Here is a 17842-nt window from a genome sequence, read left to right as displayed (position 1 = left end):
ACAACGCCCGGGGCGGCGGGCTGCCGCCCCGGGCGCGACAAAAATAAAGATTCGGAGACAAATACATGCAAGAGCAGTCGCAAGGCCTGCAGCGTAGACTCAGCGCCCGTCATATTCGCTTCATGGCGCTGGGATCGGCCATTGGCACGGGACTTTTCTACGGCTCGGCCTCGGCCATACAGGCGGCCGGGCCGGCGGTACTGCTGGCCTACCTGATCGGTGGGGCCGCGGTCTACATGGTGATGCGCGCGCTGGGGGAGATGGCCGTGCGCAACCCGGTGGCGGGTTCCTTCGGCCAGTACGCCAGCACCGGCCTGGGGCCGCTGGCGGGCTTCCTGCTCGGCTGGACCTACGCCTTCGAGATGATCATCGTCTGCCTGGCGGACGTGACCGCCTTCGGTATCTACATGGGCTTCTGGTTCCCGGACGTGCCGCGTTGGATCTGGGTGCTCGGCATCGTGTTCCTGATCGGCGGCCTCAACCTGCTCAGCGTCAAGGTGTTCGGCGAGCTGGAGTTCTGGCTGTCGCTGCTGAAGGTCAGCGCCATCGTCGCGATGATCTGCGGCGGCGTTGCCATCATGGCGTTCGGCCTCGGCATGGCCGATGGCGGCATTGCCACCGGCATCCACAATCTCTGGGCGCACGGGGGCTTCATGCCCAACGGCATCGGTGGTGTCATCGCTTCGTTCGCCGTGGTGATGTTCGCCTTTGGCGGCATCGAGATCATCGGCATCACGGCAGGCGAGGCGCGCGATCCGGAGCGCGTGATTCCGCGCGCGATCAACGCGGTGCCGCTGCGCATCCTGCTGTTCTACGTACTGACGCTGGCGGTGCTGATGTCGCTCTATCCCTGGCATCGCATCGGCAGCGAGGGCAGCCCCTTCGTGCAGATCTTCAGCCGGCTTGGCATTGGCTCGGCCGCAGCGCTGCTCAATGTCGTGGTCATCTCCGCCGCGGTATCCGCCATCAACAGCGATATCTTCGGCGCCGGCCGCATGCTGTACGGCATGGCGGTGCAGCGGCAGGCTCCGCGCGTCTTCGCCAGCGTATCGCGCAATGGCGTGCCCTGGATGACGGTGGTGGTCATGGCGCTGGCCTTGCTGGCCGGCGTGGTGCTCAACTACGTGATGCCCGAGGACGTGTTCGTGCTGATCGCTTCCATCGCCACCTTCGCCACGGTCTGGGTGTGGCTCATGATCTTGCTGTCGCAGTTCGCCTTGCGCAGGCGCATGAGCCGCGCCGAGGTGGCTGCGCTGAAATTCCCGGTGCCATTCTGGCCGGTGGCGCCGCTCGCGGCCATCGCCTTCATGCTGTTCATCTTCGGCGTGCTTGGCTGGTTCCCGCAGACCCGTGCAGCGCTGCTGGTGGGCGCGGCGTGGCTGGTGCTGCTGGTGGTGGCGTGGTGGTGCTGGGGGCGGCCGCGCGGCGGGATGCCGGCCGCACAGGCACGCTCCCTGGCCACGGATTGATGCGTGCGTGGCTCTCTCTTTCTTGCTTCGGAGTTACAACATGTCCATTGAGAACACTGTCTCCGGCATTGCGGCCCCGCATGCCGGCGCGGTCCAGCCACTGTCCAGGTTCAAGTCCATCGCCGCCATCACCATCGGCAATGGCCTGGAGTTCTATGACTTCGTGGTCTACAGCTTCTTCGCCACGCTGATCGGCCGGCTGTATTTCCCGGTATCCGATCCCACCGGGCAGCTGCTGTTGTCGTTCGCCACCTTCGGCGTCGGCTTCCTGATGCGCCCGCTGGGCGGCCTGCTGATCGGCATGTATGCCGACCGCGTCGGGCGCAAGCCGGCGGTGGCGCTGACGCTCTGGCTGATGGGCCTGAGCTCGGTGATCTTCGTGGTGACGCCGACCTATGCCCAGATCGGCATGCTGGCGCCGATCATGATCCTGCTGGCACGCCTGGTGCAGGGCTTCGCCATCGGCGGCGAGATGGGGGCCTCCACGGCCCTGCTGCTGGAGTATGCCGATGACCGCTCGCGCGGCTTCTATACCGGCTGGCAGCCGTTCAGCCAGGGGCTGGCGGCGCTGTTCGGCGCGCTGGTCGGCCTGTTCCTGAGCAATGTGCTGGAGCCGGCCGCGCTTGAGGCCTGGGGCTGGCGCGCGGCCTTCGTGATCGGCATCCTGGTGATCCCGGTGGGCCTGGTGATTCGCCGCCGCCTGGAGGAAACCGCGCCGGCGGCCGCGGAATCGGAGAGCGGGTCCACCATGCAACTGCTGCGCGAGCACCGCCGCGCGCTGGTGGCCAGCATCCTGCTGATGGTCGGCGTCGCGTCGTCGACTTACATCGTGGTGTACTACCTCAGCAACTATGCGGTCAGCCAGCTGCATATGCCGCTGTCGCTGGGCATCTGGGCCGCTTGCGTGGCCGCAGCCGTGCAGGTTGTGTTGTCGCCGTTCGCCGGCTGGCTGAGCGACCGGCTGGGCCGCCGCCCGGTGGTGCTGTGGTCGCGCGTGGCCTTGCTGGTGATGATCTATCCGGCCTTTGTGCTGATCAACGCCGAGCCCAGCCTGACGCGCCTGCTGCTGGTGGTGGGCTGCCTCTCGGTGCCGATGTCGATGACCTCGCCGGCGTCGATGGTGCTGGTCAGCGAGGTGCTGCCGCAGCGCCTGCGCGCTACCGGCCTGTCGATTGCCTACTGCGTGGCCATAGCCATCTTCGGTGGCTTCGCGCAGTTCTTCTCGACCGAGCTGATCCATCTCACCGCCAATCCCAATGCGCCTGCGTTTTACGTGATCGGGTGCGGGCTGGTCTCGCTGATCGGCCTGGCGATGGTGCCGGAAACCCTGGGCCGCCGCCTGTCATGAGCGAGATGGATCCGTTGGCCGCGGCGCCGAGCAGCGTCTGGCGCGGCCGCAGCGATGCGGGCGAGCTGGGCGACACGCGCCGGCTGTTCAATGTCGTGCGCACCCAAGGCGCCGAACGCGTGCCCGGCGCGCCCGTGCTGCTGGGCTTTTGCTGCGACGCTGGCGTGCTGCGCAATCAGGGCCGTCCGGGCGCCGCCGGGGGCCGCGCGAAATCCGCCGCGCTCTGGCCGGCATCCCGGCCCATGGCCTCGAAGCTTTCCACGATGCCGGCGACGTAGTCTGCAACGATGGCGATCTCGAGACCGCGCAGCAAGCCTTGGCGCAAGCGGTCGCGGCCGAACTGGATCAGGGTGCCTTCCCTCTGGTGTTGGGCGGTGGCCACGAGATCGCCTGGGGCGCCTGGCAGGGGCTGCGCGCGCATCTCGATGCGCGCGGCGACCAAGGCCGCGTGCTGGTGATCAACCTCGATGCGCACTTCGACCTGCGCACCGGCCGTCCCGGCAGCTCGGGCACGCCGTTCGACCAGATCGCGCAGGCATGCCGCGAGCGCGGCCAGCGCTTCGAGTACGCCTGCCTGGGCGTGAGCCGTCTCGGCAATACCGCCGCGCTGTTCGCGCATGCGGATGCGCTTGGCGTGCACTACGTCGAGGACGTACAGATGCAGGAGCGGCACCTGGACGCGCGGCTTGCCGAGCTGCAGGGCCTGATGGATGCGGTCGATCACGTCTACCTCACCATCGACCTGGACGTGCTGCCGGCGGCCGTGATGCCGGCGGTCTCGGCCCCAGCCGCCTACGGCGTGCCCCTGCCGGTCGTGGAGGAGGTGGTCGCACTGGTGCGCGCCAGCGGCAAGCTGCGCGTGGCGGACCTGGCGGAGTTCAATCCGCTCTATGACCGCGACACCTGCGGCGCACGCGCTGCGGCGCGGCTGGCATATCGGTTGATGGTCTGAGTGTCGAGGCCGGGCCCGCGCGAGCGGGCTCGCCGACGCTTGATACTTACGGGTTAGCCAAACGGTTAGCTTGCGGCGGCCAGCGCTCAAGGCTGACCAGGTGCTCATACCATCCGTGCATGCCGGCATCGTCGGCAGAGTACTCGCCACGCGCCGACTTCCACACGAGAGCCGGCGAGCGATCCCGCAGGCTTTCCAACGCTGCCTGTACCTTCTGGGCGGAAACCGCGAGTCCCGGGCATTGCTCGCGATAGAAGTGGAGCGCTTCCGCATCATAAGGCCGAAAAAGCCTGCCTTGGGCAAGCACTCGCCAGAGCACAGCTTGCTCCAGCGGTTTCAGTCCCAGGAACTCGGATTCCATCTGCGCCGCGTCTTGCTCTCGCCGCCACTGTGCCGCCTGCAAGACCTTCTGCTCAAACCGTTCGCCATTCTCGTCCAGGGGATTCAGCGCCTCGCCAATCGCCGCGTGAAAAAACTGCGGCCGGTAGGCGAAGAGCTGGAAGGCCTCCAGCAAAACCAGGTGGTCGACCGGCACCAGGTCAGGACGGTGTGCCTCGATTGCCGTGGTTACGTGGTCTACGTAGTCCTTGCCGAGAGTCGGCATCTTGTGGATCGTGGATCCGTAAAACGGCGCGCCGTTCGTATTGACGAGGCGTAGCAGTTTGTCCCGATCGGACCCGGACATCACAAGCATCAGCGCGATGCGATCCGGATTATTCATCTGGTCGCGCGCCGATTTGAGCGCGGCCATGGCGGTCTCGCCCGCTTCGCTGGTCAATGCGTGCTGGGCCTCGTCGATGATCAGTGCAATCGGCTTGTGCGCGGCAGCATGCAGCGCCCGCAATGCCTCTGGCAAGGTTGCGCCGTCGAGTTTTCCAATCCTGGAGGTATCGATCCTGATTGCGCCTGCGATGGTGACGCTGTCGAGCCCAGCCTTCCTCGCTGTCTTTGCCACAACGCCAAGATGATCCGCCAGGCGGCGGGCAATCGCCTCGGAAATCAACTCACCTGGATCACGGCGCTTGTCCGACCAAAGATCGACGTAGATCACGACAACGCCATGGTCGATCAGGGCCGGAGTCAGATCGTGCTGCAGGAACATCGATTTGCCCGTCCTGCGGGGAGCCGCAAGGAACAGGCCGTTCTGTGCGTCCCCAAAGGCAGCCTTGCCTTCCAACTGGTCAGCCAGCTCTGTGGCGAGCCTCGGACGGGTGAAGTAGGTCATCCGCATTATCCGGAATTATTCTATGGTTCATAATTTACGTGGAAGAAAATAAAAGTCAATAATAAAAGTGATTCATGAGGCGCTTCATGGCATTGCGAAAGCTTAGAGCCCGATCGAGGCCATCTTTGTCGTCGGCCAGACCCCGCCCTGCAAGGGCGGGGTCTGGCCGACCCGACTCAAAGCCGCTCAGTGAATCACCATCTGCGTGAACGGATGCACATACGCCTGCAGCGTGATGAACAGCCCAACCAAGACCGCCAGCGCGATCGAATGGAAGAACACGTAGCGCAGGATGTCGCCTTCGTGGCCGTACCACTTGGTGGCGGTGGATGCCACCACGATGGACTGCGCGTCGATCATCTTGCCCATCACGCCGCCGGAGCTGTTGGCCGCTGCCATCAGGACCGGTGACAGCCCGAGTTGCTCGGCCGTGGTCTTCTGCAGGCCGCCGAACAGCACGTTGGAGGCCGTGTCCGAGCCGGTCAGCGCGACGCCCAGCCAGCCCAGCATGGTGCCGAACAACGGGTAGAACACGCCGGTATGGGCAAACGCCAGCCCCATCGTGGCATCCAGGCCCGAGTAGCGGGTCAGGTAGCCGATGCCGAACATCGCGCAGATGGTCAGCAGCGAGTACTTCACCAGCTTGATCGTTTCCCAGTATTCCTTGATCAGGCGCGGTACCGAATAGCCCATCAGCAGACCGCCCAACAAGGCCGAGGCGAGGATGCCGGTGCCCGCCATCGACAGCACGTTGAAGTTGAACACCGCGCCTTCGGCGATGGCCTTGGGTACGACCGGCGGCACCTTCATCACCGCCTTGTCGAGGCCCGGGATGGGGAATTTCCATTGCCACAGGCCATCCATCAGCTTCTTGAATTCCGGGATGCCCCAGACGAAGACGAATACCGTCAGGATCACCCACGGCATCCACGCCTTGACCACGGAGATGCTGGCCGAGGCGGCATTGGCGCGCGCTTCGGCAGCCACGGCTTCGGGGTCGTCGACCTTGGAGTCGTCATGGCGGCCCAGGATCTTGGTGGAGGTCCAGATTTCCTTGGGCTTCCAGACCTTCAGGAACAGCGTGAGGCAGCCCATCGAGACCAGCGCGGCGATCACGTCCACCAGCCAGGGGCCGTGGTAGTTCGACACCAGGAACTGCGGAACGGCAAAGGTGACGCCGGCCACCAGGATCGCCGGCCAGATCGCCAGCATGCCGCGGAAACCCGCGAACGCCCAGATCAGCCAGAACGGCACCAGCACCGAGAAGAATGGCAACTGGCGGCCGACCATGGCCGAGAGGTGCAGCAGGTCCAGGCCGGTGACCGAGGCTAGCCCGATCAGCGGTGCGCCCAGTGCGCCGTAGGCCACCGGCGCGGTATTGGCGATCAGCGCCAGGCCGGAGGCGGCCAGCGGCGAGAAGCCCAGGCCGATCAGGATGGCGCCGGTGACTGCCACCGGCGTGCCGAAGCCGGCCGCACCCTCGAAGAAGGCGCCGAAGCTGAAGGCGACAAGCAGCAGTTGCAGGCGGCGGTCTTCAGTAATGCCTGAGATCGAGTTCTGCAGCACCTTGAAGGAGCCGTTGATGGTGGTCAGCCGGTGCAGGAAGATGATGTTCAGCACGATCCAGCCGATCGGGAACAGGCCCGACACGATGCCCAGGCCGGCGGCCTTGCCCGCCATCTCGGCAGGCATGCCGAACACGGCGGCAGCGATGATCACGCCGACCACCAGCGCCAGCCCGGCGGCCAGGTGAGCCTGCAAATGAAAGAAGGCCAGCGAAGCCAGCAGTACGGCGACAGGAATGCCGGCAGCTAGCGTTGACAACGCCATGCTGCCTAGCGGGTCATAAACTTGACTCCACACGATGAATCCTCCTCGGGTTATGCGGCAGGTACTCTTCTGACTGCGCCGGCCTGCCGTTCTGGTTCTTGTCCTGGCGTGCGGTCCCAGCCGCGCTACCGACAAATTCTCGATTTTAAGGATGGGTTCCCGCCGCACCGCCCTAAATCCGGTCACCACCGTAGTGAGCCGGATTCATGGATCAGGGTTTGCCTGGGGGCAGGCTGGCGCACTCGCTGCCCCATAGGGCAGAGTACTCCAAACCACTCGATACGCAAATATGTGCTGGCCTGGCCCGTGGTGGCAGAATGTGGCGGTCGTCCTTTCGTGCCCTGGCGCTGCCGATAAAGAGGCTGGTCTGGCATCAGAGATGGCGTTCCTACATCCAAAGGAGCATGGCCATGCATCACATCCTTCCCGGCGGTCCCGTGCTTGCCGCGTTCCTGTTGTCCAGCCTGTTGCTCGCGGTGACGCCGGGGCCGGCAGTGATCTACATCGTTGCGCGCACGCTGTCGCAAGGTCGGCTTGCGGGCCTGGCTTCGGTGGCGGCCGTGGTGCTGGGCAACCTGGTCAATGTGCTGGCGGCCGCGCTGGGGCTGGCGGCGCTGTTCGCGGTGTCGTCGCTGGCCTTTGCCGTGATGAAGTACGCCGGCGCGGCCTACCTGGTCTATCTGGGGGTACGCGCGCTGCGCGCGCGGCCGGCCGCTGCCACGGAGGCGGCACCGGCTCCTGGCGGGGCCGGCTTGAAGCGGGTGTTTCGCGATGGCTTCGTGGTGGCCTTGTTCAACCCCAAGACCACCTTGTTCTTTGCTGCCTTCCTGCCGCAGTTCATGGACCCCGCCATCGCGGCGCTGCCGCAGAGCGTTGCCCTGGGCGGGACCTTCGTGCTGATCGCCGCCACCACGGATTGCTGTTATGTGCTGGCCGCGGCGGCGCTGTTGCCACTGCTCTCCCGCGCCAGGGGCGCGCAGGCCGTGGGCCGTTACCTGACCGGCGGCGCGCTGATCGGGCTAGGGGTGCTTGCCGCGATGTCGGGTGGGCGCAACAGCAAGTAAGCGAGCCAGGAAGTGAGCAAATAAGCGCTACCTGCAAATTCGGACGAAGCAGGTAGCGAGGCGGCTCAGACCAGCGGCAGCGTCAGGATGGTGCGGGCGGCAGGCCGCGCTCGCATGGCCGCTGCCCAGCGCTCCAGGTGCGGGCGAGGCTGGCGCGCCACCGGCAGGCCCAGCCAGCGGTGCGCGGCGCAGGCAACCGGGATGTCGGCCATGGTGAAACGGTCGCCGCAGATGAATTCGCGCTGCGCCAGGGCTTCGTCGAGCCGGGCCGCGAGCGGTTCGGTGCGTTCCAGGGAGCGGGCGATCAGGTCGGGGTCGCGCTGCTCGGCGGGCAGCCGCACCAGGTGGCGGAACGCGTCGACCATGGCCGGGCTGAAGGCGTTGGTCTGCCAGTCCATCCAGCGGTCGGCCAGCGCGCGCGCCTTGACGTTGCCGGGCCACAGGCTATCCTCGCCGTCGTGCGCGCAAAGGTAGCGCACGATGGCGTTGGACTCCCACAGCACAAAGGGCTCGCCGCCCACGTCGGTGCCGCGGAAATCCTCTATCACCGGGATGCTGCGGTCGGGATTGAGCCGGACATAGGCCTCGGTGTCGAGGTCGCCCTCGCTGACGCCAATGTCGATGCGTTCGTGGTCCAGGTGCAGCTCGCGCGCGCACCAGACCACTTTCTGCACGTTGATCGATGAGAGTCGACCCCAGATACGCAGCACGAAAACCTTCTCCTTAAGGCGTGGGCCGGGCATGCGCAACTGCATGCGCGTTCGCGGCCCGGACTGACGGGCGATGGCCGTTATCTTGCCATGAAGCCCGCCAGCCCGGTATCAGCCGGGAGGCGTATCCGTGCCATGCGTGTCGCTCAAGCGACGCTCAGGCAGCCTTGGCTTGCGGCGCGAGCTTGGCGATGGCTTCGCGGAACAGCGTGCCGAGGATGGCCACGCCTTGCTCGATGCGCTCCGGCGCCACCGTAACAAAGGCCAGGCGCAGCGCATTGCGGCGCGGGTTGCTGGCGTAGAACGGCGCGCCCGGCACATAGGCCACATTGCGTTTGACTGCTTCTTGCAGGATCTCCATGCTGTCCAGGCCCTCGGGCAGCTCCATCCAGATGAACATGCCGCCTTCGGGCGCGTTCCAGGTCACGCCTTCGGGCATGTGGCGCGTGAGCGAATCCAGCATGGCCTGGCACTGCGCTGCGTAGAGCGTGCGGATGGTCGGGATATGCGTGTCCAGCAGGCCGTCGCGCACCACTTCATAGGCCAGGCGCTGGGTGAAGCTGGGCGTGTGCAGGTCAGATGCCTGCTTGGCCTGGCAGAGCTTGAAATGCAGGTCGGGCGGGGCGATCACATAGCCCAGGCGCAGGCCGGGGGCCAGGATCTTGGAGAACGAGCCCATGTAGATCACGCCGTCGGGGTTCATCGACAGCAGGCTCGGCAGCTGGTCGCCGCTATAGCTCAGCTCGCCGTAGGGATCGTCCTCGACCAGCAGCACGCCGAGCTCGCGGGCGCGGGCCACCAAGGCCTGGCGGCGCTCCAGCGGCATGCGCCGCCCGGTGGGGTTCTGGAAGTTGGGCAGGGCGTAGAGGAAGCGCGCGCCGGCGGTCAGCTCGGGCGTGAGGGCTTCGGGCAGCAGGCTCTTGTCGTCGCCCGGCACCGAGACGAATTCCGGCTCGAACAGCGAGAAGGCCTGCAGCGCGCCGAGGTAGCTGGGCGTTTCCACCAGCACCGGACTGCCCGGATCGATCATCACCTTGGCGATCAGGTCCAGCGCTTGCTGCGAGCCGGTGGTGATCAGCACGCGCTCCACGTCCACGTGATGGCGCTTGGCGATGAATTCGCGCAGCGGCATGTAGCCTTCGGTGGCGGCGTACTGCAGGGCGGCCTGCGGGTTGTCGGCGAAGATCCGGGCCACCGCTTGTTCCATGGCCGCTACCGGGAACGTAGCCGGCGACGGCAGGCCGCCGGCGAAGGAAATGACTTCCGGACGCTCGGTCACTTTCAGGATTTCGCGGATAGCCGAGCTGGTCAGCTGTTGCGCCCGGCGGGAGATGGCCCAGTTCATGATGTTCTCTTGGTGTGTGGGGAGTCGAGTTGGCTCGACTCAGTCAACGATAAAAAGCCGCGCCCCGGTCGGGGTGGACGAACGGTGCGGCTCGGCCTGGTCGGCGACCTGGTAGCTCGTGCCCGCGCGGAGCACGAAATGCCGGCCGTCTTCCAGCTCGGTATGCAGCTCGCCTTCCAGTACAAAGAGGATGTGCCCTTTTGTGCACCAGTGATCGGCGAGATACCCGGCAGAATACTCCACCATGCGAACGCGGATGTCGCCGAACTGGCGGGTGCGCCAGAGGGCTTCCCCGGTGTCGCCGGGGTGGCGGGTCGGGGTGATGTCAGACCAGTCGGTGGTGCCGAAAGGCAGGTTGTCGATGCGCATCGGTGGGGGTGCCTTCAGTGGGTCGGGGGCAGGGGAGGGGAATCCCCCGGTCCCTAGCCTTGTTTCAATTCACTTCGCTCTGCTTTCTTGCTTCTTTTCCGCTTACTTCACTTCGACGATCATCTCGATCTCGACGCAGGCGCCCAGCGGGATCTGCGCTACGCCAAAGGCGCTGCGGGCATGCTTGCCGGCTTCGCCGAAGACTTCCGCCAGCAGCTCCGAGGCGCCGTTGGTCACCAGGTGCTGCTCGGTGAAGTCTTCCGTGGAGTTGATCAGGCTCATCACCTTGACGATGCGGGTGACGCGGTTCAGGTCGCCGCCCAGGTGGGTGTGCAGCGTGGCCAGCAAGTCCACGGCGATGGCGCGCGCTGCGGCCTTGCCGTCTTCGGTGCCCAGGTTCTTGCCCAGCTTGCCTACCCAGGGCTTGCCATCCTTGCGGGCGATGTGGCCCGAAAGGAACACGGTGTTGCCGGTCTGCGCGGCCATGACGTAGGCGGCGGCCGGCGCACCGGCGTTGGGCAGTTCGATGCCGAGGCGGGCAAGGGTGTCATAGACGGACATAGGGTCTCCAGTCATCCAGTCAGTGGGATCGTCCCAACGGGGTAGGGTGGGGTTCTTCGACGGCGGGCGCGGGCAGTGAGCCCGCGGGGCGCTGCGCACGGCAGTACGGCGGCCCAGGGCTACCACGCCGATCACCGCCACCGCAAAAGCGAGCGTGACGGCATCGAGCGGCTCGGCCAGCAGCAGGGCGCCGCCCGCCAGCGTGAGGAACGGCTGCAGCAATTGTATCTGCCCCACGCGCGCCACGCCGCCTTTTGCGAGGCCGGCATACCAGAACAGGAAGCCGATGAACATCGAGAATACGGAAACATAGCCCATGCCGATCCAGGCGCGCGGCGAGGCGGCGGCGATCTGGCCGGCGTGCTGCAACCCAAGCCATGCCACTACCGGCAACAACAGCGGCAGCGCCACTGCCAGCGCCCAGCCGATGGTTTCCAGCCCGCCAAGCTCGCGCGACAGCTTGCCGCCTTCGGCATAGCCCAGCGCGCCCAGCACCATCGCCGCGAACAGCAGCCAGTCCGCATGCTGCAGCCCGCCAGCGCCCTGCCACAGGGCAAAGGCGACCACCAGCGCGCTGCCGGCGGCGGCCGACAGCCAGAACGCCGGCGACGGCCGCTCGCGGCCAAACCAGGCGGCAAAGACCGCGGTGGCGAGCGGCAGCAGGCCGGTGATGATGGCGCCATGGCCGGCCGGCACTTCACGCATGGCCAGCGAGGAGAACAGTGGAAAGCCCACCACCACGCCCAGCGAGGTCACCGCCAGGCGCCACCACTGGCCGCCCCGGGGCCGGCGCCCGCTGGCAAACGCGCCACGCTGCCACAGCAGCGCCAGCGCCAGCAGCGCCGCCACCACGGCACGGCCGAGCGCGACGAAGGTGGCATCCAGCTCGGCCACCGCCATGCGTGTGAAGGGCAAGGTCTGGCTGAACACGGCCACGCCGATCAAGCCGAGCAGCATGCCACCGCTGTGGGCGTCGGCAGGCGCGCCATGGATAGGTTGGACAGAGGCGGGTTTGGCAGCCATGGTGTTTGAATAATTAGTGCAGGGTGGGCCGGCCGGCCAGCGCAATCCACAGCGCCGTGAGTGCCAGCGCCAGGCCCATTGCACGGTTGAACCAGCGGATGCGGTGGCCTACCTGCAGCCATTGCCGCAGCGTGGCGCCGATCACGCCATACACGCCATTGCTGACGAAGCCGAACACGCCGAACACCGCGCAGACCAGCAAGGCCCGATGCACCGGCGACTGCGCGCCGGCCATGTACGAGGCGGCCGTCGCCAGCGCCAGCATCCATGCCTTGATATTGGCGTACTGCAGCACCGCCGATTGCCACGCCGACAGCGGGCGCAGCACCTGCTTGTCCGACAGCACGGTGCTGCGCGCGAGCTTGAGCGCCAGCCACAGCAGGTAGAGCACGCCGGCGGCATGCACCAGCAGCGCCAGCGTCGGGCTGGCCAGGATCAGCGCGCCAACGCCCGCCGCGCACAGCGCCAGGATGCTGGCAAAGCCGAACGCCACGCCCACGCAGTGCGGCAGGGTGGCGCGCAGGCCGAAGTTGGCGCCCGTGACGGCGGCGATGGTGGTGTTGGGGCCGGGCGTGAACGCACCGACGGCCATCAGCGACAGCAGCGCGGCGAACTGGGCGGCCGACAGCCCGGTGAGAAGAGCGGGATCCATGTGTCGTCCTGCTCCCTCACGCAGCGAACTGCACGACCACGCGTCGGTTGGTGCGGCTCTTCTTCTCGATCTTGGTCACCAGCACGGCACCGATCTCGCCGGTGGCCGCCACATGGGTGCCGCCGCAAGGCTGGCGGTCCACGCCGGGGATGTCGATGATGCGGATGATGCCGCTGCCCGCGGGCGGCGCGGCCCCCACCGTGCGCACCAGCTCGGGCTGCTCGGCGAGCTGCTCGGGCGTGATGCGGTCCACCTGCACGCGGCTGTCGGCGCCGATCAGCGCGTTGAGCTGCTCGGTGAGCACGGCCTTGTCGAGCGTGGATTCCGGCAAGTCGAAGTCGATGCGCGCCGAGTCGGGCGCGATGCCGCAGCCGGTCACCGGCACGGGGATCAGCGAACCCAGCAGGTGCAGGCAGGTATGCAGCCGCATCAGCCGGTGGCGGCGCTCCCAGTCGATGGTGACGGCAACGATGTCGCCCGGCTCCGGCAGCGCGGCGCCCGGCGCCGGCACGTGCAGGATGTGGCTGCGGTCCGGGGCGTACACCGTTTCCAGCAGTGCGATGGTGGCGCCGTTGGCGAGCTTGAGCGTGCCGGTATCGCCCGCCTGGCCGCCGCTGCGCGCGTAGCACACGGTCTGGTCGAGCTCGATGCCGTCAGCGTGCACGGCCACCACGGTGGCGGTGCAGCTGCCGAGATAGGCGTCGTCGTCGAAGCGCTTGCGGGTGGCGGACATCAATGGGTCTCCTTGGCGGTTGTTCTTGTGGTTGCTGCTTTTTGTTTGTGGCTTGCTCGCTGCGGCGTACGGAGCCGGGTTCAGCGCAGCGTGCGCACACCGTCGGGCGTTTCTATTTCCGCGCTCAGTTCCGCGAGGGTGGAAGCCTCCAGGGTGATCGGACAACCACCCAGCCATTGCGTGGCCTCGGCCAGCCGGGCCGCCTGCGGATGGCGTGCCCGCAGCGTGCGCAGCACCAGGCCCTGGTTCGGCAGCCGGGACGAAGGGTGGGTCGACACATCCCACTGGATCAGCGTGGGGAGGATGCCGTCGCCCGGCGTCGCCGGGCGGTCCGCGCCATCGGCATCGTCAGCCGGCCACGAGGGCAGGTTGCCGTCTTCCGGCACGGTGATGCGCCAGCGCAGATCGCCACGGGTCATCGGGATGACCGGTGCGATGCGCCTGGGGTATTGCGATTGCCACAGGGACAGGTCGGTCGGGCGTTCCACCCGCGCTACCCAGTGCATCAGGAAGGGGCCATGGCGCAGGCGGGCCTGTACCGCCTCGGTGTCCAGGCCAAACCAGCGCGGCCGGGCGGGGACGGGTGCCTCGGGGTCGATGGCGATGACTTCCAGGTAGATGCCGCCGAACAAGCCGAGCAGGCAATTGTGGGTGCCCATGCCAGGGTGGGCGCCGCCCGGCTGTGGCGCCACGCCGAGCGCGTCGGCGACATGCTGCGCCCCGCTTCAAGCGTGGGGGCGGCGATCACGAGATGGTCGAGGGCTATTGGCATTGTGTGTTGATGGTAGACAAGGTTGTCGGTACAGTACCGATACAGTTATGCAGAACATTCTCAGTACAGTGGCGGGAGCAAGGCATGAACAGCAGGGAACCGGTTGCGCCAGGGCTCAAGGATAAAGGAGCCGGGGCAGGCAAGCAGGACGGCGTGGCCTCCCAGGCTGGAGAACAGGTGCGGTCGTTGCGCCTGGTCATGCCCCCCACCGAGCGCATGCCCGACCCGGTGCCCTCGGCGCAGATGACGCTGGTGGAGCAACTGACCGAATGGGCGCGGCTGCGCATCGACGAGCGGGTGTTCCGCGCCGGAATGCGCATGCCCTCGATCCGCCAGCTGGCGCAGGAAAAAGGCATCTCGCGCTTCACCGTGGTCGAGGCCTACGAGCGGCTGGTGGCGCTGGGCTACCTGGAATCGCGCCGTGGCTCCGGCTTCTATGTGCGCGAGCGCACGCCGCAGGTCACGGCGGTAGCCCCGGTTTCGACCGGCGCGCGCAACATCGACGTGACCTGGCTGCTGCGCAGCATGTTCCACTCGACCGAGCCGCATAAATCGCCAGGCATGGGCTTCCTCCCCAACGACTGGCTCGACGGCGACCTGATCGCCAGCGCGCTGCGCGGGCTGGGCCGCCAGCCGGGCGGCCATTTCCTGGCCAGCGGCACGCCGCAGGGTTTCCTGCCGCTGCGCCAGCAATTGCGCAACCGCCTGGCCGAGCTGGAGATCGGCGCCACCCCCGAGCAGATCGTGCTCACCTCCGGCATCACGCAGGCGCTCGACCTGATCGCCCGGCTCTACCTGCGCCCCGGCGACGCCGTGCTGGTGGGCGACCCGGCCTGGTTCGTCATGTTTGGCCGCTTCGCCGCCCAGGGCGCGCAGCTGATCGGCATGCCCTACACCGCCGAAGGGCCGGACCTGGAGGCGCTGGAGCGCATCCTGCAGGCGCGCCGGCCGCGCCTGATGGTGATCAACTCGGTGCTGCACAACCCCACCGGCACCTCGCTGTCGGCCGCCAAGGCCTTCCAGCTGCTGCGCCTCGCCGAGCAGTACGACCTGCTGATCGTCGAGGACGACATCTATTGCGACTTGTGCCCGCCGGGTCACTCCGCCACGCGGCTGGCCAGCCTGGACCAGCTGCGCCGCGTGATCTACCTGGGCAGCTTTTCCAAGACGCTGGCCGCCAACCTGCGCGTGGGCTTTATCGCCGCCCACCCGGAGCTGGTCGCCAGCCTCACCGACAGCAAGCTGCTGGCCGGCCTGGCCTCGCCGGAGATCAACGAGCGCGTGCTCTACAAGGTGCTGACCGAAGGCCACTACCGCAAGCATGTGGAGCGGGTGCGAAACCGGCTCGACCGCGCCCGCGACGAGACCCGGCGCACCATCGAGCGGATGGGCCTGTCGCTCTTTCCCGGCCAGCACGCCGGCATGTACCTGTGGGCGGACACGGGGCGCGATACCAACGCCATTGCTGTCGCCGGGCACGAGGAGGGCTACCTGTTCGCCCCCGGCAGCTTGTTTTCGCCTTCCCAGATGCCGTCCGGCTGGATGCGCTTCAATGTGGCCAGCAGCCATGACCCCGCCATGCTGGACTTCCTGGCGCGCCAGTTGGAGCGGCGCTAGGCCGGCCATGTCTTGAAAAGCGGCCGGATGCCCCTATGTTTCGGGTCACCGGCCTGACGGCGGCTGGCTGCCCCCTGGGCGCCGGCCCGCCACATGGCCCAGATTCCCAGATTTGGCCAGATGTGGCCAGATCAGCCAAAGTTATCCAAGATTGTTAAGAGGAGAACCATGACCGCACCGCACGAGACGATGAGCTTCCAGGCGGAAGTGAAGCAACTGCTGCACCTGATGATCCACTCGCTGTACAGCAACAAGGAAATTTTCCTGCGCGAGCTGGTTTCGAATGCTTCCGACGCCACTGACAAGCTGCGCTTCGAGGCGATTGCCAACCCGGCCCTGCTCGAGAACGACGCCGACCTGGCGATCCGCATCGAGGCCGACGCCAAGGCGCGCACGCTGAAGATCACCGATAACGGCATCGGCATGAGCCGCGACGAGGCGATCCGCAACCTCGGCACCATCGCCCGCTCGGGCACCAAGGAATTCTTCCAGCAGCTCTCCGGCGACCAGCAGAAGGACGCCGCCCTGATCGGCCAGTTCGGCGTGGGCTTCTACTCGGCGTTCATCGTGGCCGACAAGGTCACCGTGGAAACGCGCCGCGCCGGCCTGCCCGCCAGCGAAGCCGTGCGGTGGGAAAGCGCCGGCGACGGCGAGTTCACGGTGGACGCCATCGACCGCGCCGAGCGCGGTTCCACCATCACGCTGCACCTGCGCGAAGGCGAGGACGATTTCCTCTCGGCCTGGAAGCTCAAGGGCATCATCCAGAAATACTCCGACCATATCTCGCTGCCGATCCGCATGCCCAAGGAAGTGTGGGATGCCGAGACCAGCGCCTACAAGACCACCGGCGAGTGGGAGAGCGTGAACCAGGCGAGCGCGCTGTGGACCCGCTCCAAGTCGGACATCACCGAAGAGCAGTACACCGCCTTCTACCAGCACATCGCGCACGACAACGAAGCGCCGCTGGCCTACACCCACAACCGCGTCGAAGGCCGCAGCGAATACACCCAGCTGCTGTACGTGCCGGCACGCGCGCCGTTCGACATGTGGGACCGCAACCATAAGGCCGGCCTCAAGCTCTATGTGAAGCGCGTCTTCATCATGGACGATGCCGAGCAACTGCTGCCGGCCTACCTGCGCTTCGTCAAGGGCGTGGTGGATTCGGCCGACCTGCCGCTCAACGTCTCGCGCGAACTGCTGCAGGAAAGCCGCGACGTGAAGGCCATCCGCGAAGGCTGCACCAAGCGCGTGCTGTCGATGCTGGAGACACTGGCCGACAGCGAGGACGAAGCCGAACGCGCCAAGTACACCACCTTCTGGCAACAGTTCGGCCAGGCGCTCAAGGAAGGCCTGGGCGAAGACGCCGCCAACCTGGAGCGCATTGCCAAGCTGGTGCGCTTTGCTTCCACGCATCAGGACAACGCCGAGCAGAGCGTGGCGCTGGCTGCCTACGTGGGCCGCATGAAGGAAGGCCAGGACAAGATCTACTACGTCACGGCCGATAGCTGGGCCGCGGCCAAGTCGAGCCCGCACCTGGAAGTGTTCCGCAAGAAGGGCATCGAAGTCCTGCTGCTGACGGACCGCGTGGACGAATGGATGCTGTCCTTCCTGCGCGAGTTCGATGGCAAGGAACTGGTCTCGGTGGCACGCGGCGACCTGGAGCTCGGCGCGCTGGCCGACGCCGACGAGAAGGCCGAGCAGGAGAAAGCCGAAGGCGACTGGAAGGTAGTGCTGGAAAGCGCCAAGGCCGTGCTGGATGGCAAGGCCAAGGACGTGCGCGTCACGCTGCGCCTGACCGAGTCGGCATCGTGCCTGGTGTCGGACGAAGGCGACATGAGCGGCTACCTGCAACGCCTGCTGAAGCAGGCCGGCCAGAAGGCGCCTGACGCCCAGCCGATCCTGGAGCTGAACCCCGACCACGCGCTGGTGAAGAAGCTGCGCGCGCTGGTGGAAGCCGGCCCCACGGACGACGCCTTCGGCGATCGCGTGCACGTGCTGTTCGACCAGGCCCTGCTGGCCGAGGGCGGCACGCTGGAAGATCCGTCGATCTACGTGCAGCGCGTCAACAAGCTGCTGGCGTAAGCGTAGCTGGTTTGCGCCCCTCTCCCACGTGTGGGGGAGGGCCAGGGAGAGGGCGGGCGCCAGCAGCAAGCTAATGCACACAAGCTGCGC

The 17842-nt window shown here is 66.7% G+C and carries 12 protein-coding genes and 4 pseudogenes; 6 read left to right on the top strand and 10 right to left on the bottom strand.

The window, feature by feature from the left end; translation table 11 throughout:
- Positions 1-65 precede the first annotated feature (65 nt).
- The 3 genes and pseudogenes from OMK73_RS21510 to hutG all read left to right on the top strand — a co-directional run bounded on the left by OMK73_RS21510 (position 66) and on the right by hutG (position 3769).
- The gene (locus tag OMK73_RS21510) at positions 66-1469 is read left to right on the top strand and encodes an amino acid permease (RefSeq protein ID WP_267603856.1); all 1404 of its coding nucleotides are present in this window, start codon (positions 66-68) and stop codon (positions 1467-1469) included.
- A 40-nt stretch (positions 1470-1509) separates the two neighbouring features.
- Entirely contained in the window at positions 1510-2817 is a 1308-nt protein-coding gene (locus tag OMK73_RS21505) for an MFS transporter (RefSeq protein ID WP_267603855.1), read from the top strand.
- Positions 2814-3769 (top strand): annotated as a pseudogene (gene hutG / locus OMK73_RS21500) (formimidoylglutamase). Before OMK73_RS21505 ends, hutG begins: the two are co-directional and overlap by 4 nt.
- Positions 3770-3815: 46 nt before the next feature.
- On the opposite strand, the gene OMK73_RS21495 reads toward hutG, so the two are convergent.
- Both OMK73_RS21495 and OMK73_RS21490 read right to left on the bottom strand, forming a co-directional pair.
- Positions 3816-4994, bottom strand: a complete 1179-nt coding sequence (locus tag OMK73_RS21495) for an AAA family ATPase (protein ID WP_267603854.1) — start codon at positions 4992-4994, stop codon at positions 3816-3818.
- 186 nt (positions 4995-5180) lie between these two features.
- Positions 5181-6857, bottom strand: a complete 1677-nt coding sequence (locus OMK73_RS21490; RefSeq protein ID WP_267603853.1) for an L-lactate permease — start codon at positions 6855-6857, stop codon at positions 5181-5183.
- Positions 6858-7234: 377 nt separating this feature from the next.
- Between OMK73_RS21490 and OMK73_RS21485 the strand changes: the two genes are divergently transcribed.
- Complete coding sequence (locus OMK73_RS21485; protein ID WP_267603852.1) at positions 7235-7888, top strand: LysE family translocator; 654 nt, start codon at positions 7235-7237, stop codon at positions 7886-7888.
- 65 nt (positions 7889-7953) lie between these two features.
- On the opposite strand, the gene OMK73_RS21480 is transcribed toward OMK73_RS21485, so the two are convergent.
- The 8 genes and pseudogenes from OMK73_RS21480 to OMK73_RS21445 form a co-directional block, all read right to left on the bottom strand.
- The gene (locus tag OMK73_RS21480; protein ID WP_267603851.1) at positions 7954-8598 is read right to left on the bottom strand and encodes a glutathione S-transferase family protein; all 645 of its coding nucleotides are present in this window, start codon (positions 8596-8598) and stop codon (positions 7954-7956) included.
- A gap of 157 nt (positions 8599-8755) precedes the next feature.
- Positions 8756-9943 (bottom strand): PLP-dependent aminotransferase family protein, encoded by a 1188-nt coding sequence (locus OMK73_RS21475; RefSeq protein ID WP_267603850.1) that lies wholly within the window; start codon positions 9941-9943, stop codon positions 8756-8758.
- Between the two features lie 39 nt (positions 9944-9982).
- A complete protein-coding gene (locus OMK73_RS21470; protein ID WP_043348099.1) occupies positions 9983-10312 on the bottom strand; it encodes a DHCW motif cupin fold protein in 330 nt (109 codons plus the stop codon).
- Positions 10313-10414: 102 nt separating this feature from the next.
- A pseudogene (locus tag OMK73_RS21465) lies at positions 10415-10840 on the bottom strand (RidA family protein); the annotation flags it as partial.
- Positions 10841-10966: 126 nt separating this feature from the next.
- Positions 10967-11896 (bottom strand): annotated as a pseudogene (locus OMK73_RS21460) (DMT family transporter); the annotation flags it as partial.
- A 13-nt stretch (positions 11897-11909) separates the two neighbouring features.
- Positions 11910-12548 (bottom strand): LysE family translocator, encoded by a 639-nt coding sequence (locus OMK73_RS21455; RefSeq protein WP_267603849.1) that lies wholly within the window; start codon positions 12546-12548, stop codon positions 11910-11912.
- 16 nt (positions 12549-12564) lie between these two features.
- On the bottom strand, positions 12565-13281 hold the full coding sequence (locus OMK73_RS21450; protein ID WP_267603848.1) for an alanyl-tRNA editing protein: 717 nt from the start codon (positions 13279-13281) through the stop codon (positions 12565-12567).
- An 80-nt stretch (positions 13282-13361) separates the two neighbouring features.
- Positions 13362-14053: pseudogene (locus OMK73_RS21445) on the bottom strand (VOC family protein).
- 198 nt (positions 14054-14251) lie between these two features.
- Here OMK73_RS21445 and OMK73_RS21440 point away from each other — a divergent pair.
- Together OMK73_RS21440 and htpG are read left to right on the top strand one after the other, a co-directional pair.
- Positions 14252-15670: a PLP-dependent aminotransferase family protein gene (locus OMK73_RS21440; RefSeq protein ID WP_267606460.1), complete on the top strand. Its 1419-nt coding sequence runs from the start codon at positions 14252-14254 to the stop codon at positions 15668-15670.
- Positions 15671-15838: 168 nt separating this feature from the next.
- Positions 15839-17752, top strand: a complete 1914-nt coding sequence (gene htpG, locus OMK73_RS21435) for a molecular chaperone HtpG (protein ID WP_267603847.1) — start codon at positions 15839-15841, stop codon at positions 17750-17752.
- Positions 17753-17842: the final 90 nt, after the last annotated feature.

This window comes from Cupriavidus sp. D39, from assembly GCF_026627925.1.
GTDB classification, from domain to species: Bacteria; Pseudomonadota; Gammaproteobacteria; order Burkholderiales; family Burkholderiaceae; genus Cupriavidus; species Cupriavidus ulmosensis.
The sequence above is the reverse complement of the archived record's forward strand: the minus strand, read 5'-3'. Positions and strand labels throughout refer to the sequence as shown.